The sequence below is a fragment of the Chryseobacterium sp. C3 genome (genome assembly GCF_014218905.1).
Classification (GTDB): Bacteria; Bacteroidota; Bacteroidia; order Flavobacteriales; family Weeksellaceae; genus Chryseobacterium; species Chryseobacterium mucoviscidosis.
Genome location: NZ_JACLCU010000019.1, coordinates 1 through 5,244 on the forward strand (window position 1 = coordinate 1; position 5,244 = coordinate 5,244).

Here is a 5,244-nt window from a genome sequence, read left to right on the forward strand (position 1 = left end):
AAAACTTTGAGTGAGTCAGACAAACATACAATGGAGAGTTTGATCCTGGCTCAGGATGAACGCTAGCGGGAGGCCTAACACATGCAAGCCGAGCGGTAGAGATTCTTCGGAATCTTGAGAGCGGCGCACGGGTGCGGAACACGTGTGCAACCTGCCTTTATCTGGGGGATAGCCTTTCGAAAGGAAGATTAATACCCCATAATATTTTGGATGGCATCATTTAAAATTGAAAACTCCGGTGGATAGAGATGGGCACGCGCAAGATTAGATAGTTGGTAGGGTAACGGCCTACCAAGTCAATGATCTTTAGGGGGCCTGAGAGGGTGATCCCCCACACTGGTACTGAGACACGGACCAGACTCCTACGGGAGGCAGCAGTGAGGAATATTGGACAATGGGTGAGAGCCTGATCCAGCCATCCCGCGTGAAGGACGACGGCCCTATGGGTTGTAAACTTCTTTTGTACAGGGATAAACCTTTCCACGTGTGGAAAGCTGAAGGTACTGTACGAATAAGCACCGGCTAACTCCGTGCCAGCAGCCGCGGTAATACGGAGGGTGCAAGCGTTATCCGGATTTATTGGGTTTAAAGGGTCCGTAGGCGGATCCGTAAGTCAGTGGTGAAATCTCATAGCTTAACTATGAAACTGCCATTGATACTGCGGGTCTTGAGTAAGGTAGAAGTAGCTGGAATAAGTAGTGTAGCGGTGAAATGCATAGATATTACTTAGAACACCAATTGCGAAGGCAGGTTACTATGTCTTAACTGACGCTGATGGACGAAAGCGTGGGGAGCGAACAGGATTAGATACCCTGGTAGTCCACGCCGTAAACGATGCTAACTCGTTTTTGGGCTTTCGGGTTCAGAGACTAAGCGAAAGTGATAAGTTAGCCACCTGGGGAGTACGAACGCAAGTTTGAAACTCAAAGGAATTGACGGGGGCCCGCACAAGCGGTGGATTATGTGGTTTAATTCGATGATACGCGAGGAACCTTACCAAGACTTAAATGGGAATTGATCGGTTTAGAAATAGACCTTCCTTCGGGCAATTTTCAAGGTGCTGCATGGTTGTCGTCAGCTCGTGCCGTGAGGTGTTAGGTTAAGTCCTGCAACGAGCGCAACCCCTGTCACTAGTTGCCATCATTCAGTTGGGGACTCTAGTGAGACTGCCTACGCAAGTAGAGAGGAAGGTGGGGATGACGTCAAATCATCACGGCCCTTACGTCTTGGGCCACACACGTAATACAATGGCCGGTACAGAGGGCAGCTACACAGCGATGTGATGCAAATCTCGAAAGCCGGTCTCAGTTCGGATTGGAGTCTGCAACTCGACTCTATGAAGCTGGAATCGCTAGTAATCGCGCATCAGCCATGGCGCGGTGAATACGTTCCCGGGCCTTGTACACACCGCCCGTCAAGCCATGGAAGTCTGGGGTACCTGAAGTCGGTGACCGTAACAGGAGCTGCCTAGGGTAAAACAGGTAACTAGGGCTAAGTCGTAACAAGGTAGCCGTACCGGAAGGTGCGGCTGGAACATCTCATTTTAGAGCGTCATTAGACGATAAACAAAATTAGTGTAGCAATACACAAAGCACTTACTTAAAGAAAAGCTTTAGTTTTTTATTTGGTTGATATATATAAAAAATACAAAACCCACTAGAAATTAGTAAAAGGGAAAGAGATTGAGAAATGAAGAAGGGGAAAAGTATATTACTTATTACTCATCACCCATTACTCATACAAAGTCTCGTAGCTCAGCTGGTTAGAGCGCTACACTGATAATGTAGAGGTCGGCAGTTCGAGCCTGCCCGAGACTACTAATTAAGGCGGCTGGCAAATAGCTTATAGCTTATGGCAAAAAATCCAAAAGCAATTAGCAAGAAGCCAACAGCACCTAGAGGGGGAATTAGCTCAGCTGGCTAGAGCGCCTGCCTTGCACGCAGGAGGTCAAGGGTTCGACTCCCTTATTCTCCACCAATTGGGTTTCAAGTTTAATATTCAAAGTTCCAATAACGGAAGATGAGAGCCATTTTCCATGAACCAAGAACCTTAAACTATGAACCAGAAATAAGATCATTGACATTAACGGTAAAGACATCACAAAGAGAAAACCGAGCACTTATAAGTGCTTGAGTAACCTAAAAATAGGAAAGAAATCGTTAAGGGCGTATGGCGGATGCCTAGGCTTTCAGAGGCGACGAAGGACGTGGTAAGCTGCGAAAAGCTGCGGGGATTGGCACACACGAATTGATCCGCAGATGTCCGAATGGGGCAACCCAATACATTGAAGATGTATTACCTCGTAAGAGGAGCAAACCCGGAGAACTGAAACATCTAAGTACCCGGAGGAAAAGAAATCGAAGAGATTCCGTAAGTAGTGGCGAGCGAAAGCGGATTAGCCCAAAAGTCTTTATATGTTTAAAAGAATGTTCTGGAAAGAACAGCCATAGAGGGTGATAGCCCCGTATTTGAAAGGCATATTTGGATGATAAATGAGTAGGGCGGGACACGTGAAATCCTGTCTGAATATGGGGGGACCATCCTCCAAGGCTAAATACTCCTGAAAGACCGATAGTGAACAAGTACTGTGAAGGAAAGGTGAAAAGCACTTCGAATAGAAGGGTGAAATAGAACCTGAAACCGTACGCCTACAAGCGGTCGGAGCAGATTAATTCTGTGACGGCGTGCCTTTTGCATAATGAGCCTACGAGTTAATTTTACTAGCGAGGTTAAGGTATTAAGTACCGGAGCCGGAGCGAAAGCGAGTCTGAATAGGGCGAATAGTTAGTAGGATTAGACGCGAAACCTTGTGATCTACCCATGGGCAGGTTGAAGCTTTGGTAACACAAAGTGGAGGACCGAACCGGTTGACGTTGAAAAGTCTTCGGATGACCTGTGGGTAGGGGTGAAAGGCCAATCAAACTGGGAGATAGCTCGTACTCTCCGAAATGCATTTAGGTGCAGCGTCGTATATAAGTTTATTAGAGGTAGAGCTACTGATTGGATGCGGGGGTTTCACCGCCTACCAATTCCTGACAAACTCCGAATGCTAATAAATGTTCTACGGCAGTGAGGGCATGGGTGCTAAGGTCCATGTCCGAGAGGGAAAGAACCCAGACCAACAGCTAAGGTCCCCAAATTTCTGTTAAGTTGAAGCAACGCGGTTGGACTGCATTGACAGCTAGGATGTTGGCTTGGAAGCAGCCATTCATTTAAAGAGTGCGTAACAGCTCACTAGTCGAGCGGTCCGGCATGGATAATAATCGGGCATAAACAGAATACCGAAGCTATGGATTTATAATTAATTATATCTGGTAGGAGAGCATTCTATCGGCGTAGAAGCTGAGTCGTGAGGCTTGGTGGAGCTTATAGAAAAGAAAATGTAGGCATAAGTAACGATAAAGGGGGCGAGAAACCCCCTCACCGAAAGACTAAGGTTTCCTCAGCCATGCTAATCAGCTGAGGGTTAGTCGGGACCTAACGCGAACCCGAAAGGGGTAGTGGATGGACAATGGGTTAATATTCCCATACTTGCTCACACTAAAAAGGGGACGGTTCGATGTAGCTATTGAAGACGGACGGAAGTGTCAAGGCTTAGCCTTCGGGCGAAGCTGTTATAGTGTAATCGGATCCAAGAAAAGCCGAAGTGAAGCAACCCGTACCAAAACCGACACAGGTGGTCGAGGAGAGAATCCTAAGGTGCTCGAGTGAGTCGTGGCTAAGGAACTAGGCAAAATAGTCTCGTAACTTCGGAAGAAGAGACGCCAGCAGCAATGCTGGCCGCAGTGAAGAGGCCCAGGCGACTGTTTATCAAAAACACAGGACTCTGCTAAATCGAAAGATGCTGTATAGGGTCTGACACCTGCCCGGTGCTGGAAGGTTAAGGAAGGGCGTTAGCGTAAGCGAAGCGTTTGACTGAAGCCCCAGTAAACGGCGGCCGTAACTATAACGGTCCTAAGGTAGCGAAATTCCTTGTCGGGTAAGTTCCGACCTGCACGAATGGTGTAACGATCTGGGCACTGTCTCAGCCACGAGCTCGGTGAAATTGTAGTATCGGTGAAGATGCCGATTACCCGCAATGGGACGAAAAGACCCTGTGAACCTTTACTATAACTTCGTATTGACTTTGAGTAAGTAATGTGTAGGATAGGTGGGAGGCTTTGAAGCAGGCACGCTAGTGTTTGTGGAGCCGCCGTTGAAATACCACCCTTTACTTACTTGGAGCCTAACTTCTTTCAGAAGGACATTGCGTGGTGGGTAGTTTGACTGGGGTGGTCGCCTCCAAAAGAGTAACGGAGGCTTTCAAAGGTACCCTCAGCACGCTTGGTAACCGTGCGTAGAGTGTAATGGCATAAGGGTGCTTGACTGTGAGACCTACAAGTCGATCAGGTGCGAAAGCAGGACATAGTGATCCGGTGGTTCCGTATGGAAGGGCCATCGCTCATAGGATAAAAGGTACTCCGGGGATAACAGGCTAGTCTCCCCCAAGAGCTCACATCGACGGGGAGGTTCGGCACCTCGATGTCGGCTCGTCACATCCTGGGGCTGGAGAAGGTCCCAAGGGTTGGGCTGTTCGCCCATTAAAGTGGCACGCGAGCTGGGTTCAGAACGTCGTGAGACAGTTCGGTCTCTATCTATTGCGGGCGTTAGATGTTTGAGAGGGCTTGATTCTAGTACGAGAGGACCGAATTGAACAAACCTCTGGTGTATCAGTTGTACCGCCAGGTGCACCGCTGAGTAGCTATGTTTGGAAGAGATAAGCACTGAAAGCATATAAGTGCGAAACTCGCCTCAAGATGAGACATCTTTTAAGGGTCGTGGGAGATGACCACGTTGATAGGCTACAGGTGTAAAGTTGGTAACAGCATAGCCGAGTAGTACTAATTACCCGTAGATTTATAGCCTATTCATAAGTAATGAGTAAGGTAATGAGCAATCATTCTTATCATAACTTAGCTTAAGTATTTATAAGTGCAACACTGGTTTTGCCTTTGTGATGAAATTTACCGATAAAAACATTTAATGTTTAAAGTTTAGGGTTCAAGGTTTAAAGTGCAACAGCAATAAACATCAAACCCGGAACACAAAACCTTAAATTATATACAACCTTTAGGGTGGTTTTAGCGGTGGGGCTCACCTGTTCCCATTCCGAACACAGAAGTTAAGCCCACCAGCGCCGATGGTACTGCGACAAGCGGGAGAGTAGGTCGCCGCCAGTTTTTATTTAAAAGTCTCATAGATTAA

Annotated in this window: 2 tRNA genes and 3 rRNA genes; all 5 read left to right on the forward strand. The window is 47.4% G+C overall.

Annotated features, from left to right (window positions below):
* Nucleotides 1-27 precede the first annotated feature (27 nt).
* A 16S ribosomal RNA gene (locus H6W53_RS21300) occupies nucleotides 28-1,544 on the forward strand.
* Between the two features lie 199 nt (nucleotides 1,545-1,743).
* Nucleotides 1,744-1,817, forward strand: a tRNA-Ile gene (locus tag H6W53_RS21305).
* Between the two features lie 83 nt (nucleotides 1,818-1,900).
* Nucleotides 1,901-1,977, forward strand: a tRNA-Ala gene (locus H6W53_RS21310).
* Nucleotides 1,978-2,149: 172 nt separating this feature from the next.
* Nucleotides 2,150-4,904 (forward strand): 23S ribosomal RNA (locus tag H6W53_RS21315).
* Nucleotides 4,905-5,110: 206 nt separating this feature from the next.
* Nucleotides 5,111-5,219, forward strand: a 5S ribosomal RNA gene (gene rrf / locus H6W53_RS21320).
* The 16S, 23S and 5S rRNA genes sit together here with 2 tRNA genes alongside, the layout of an rRNA operon.
* Nucleotides 5,220-5,244: the final 25 nt, after the last annotated feature.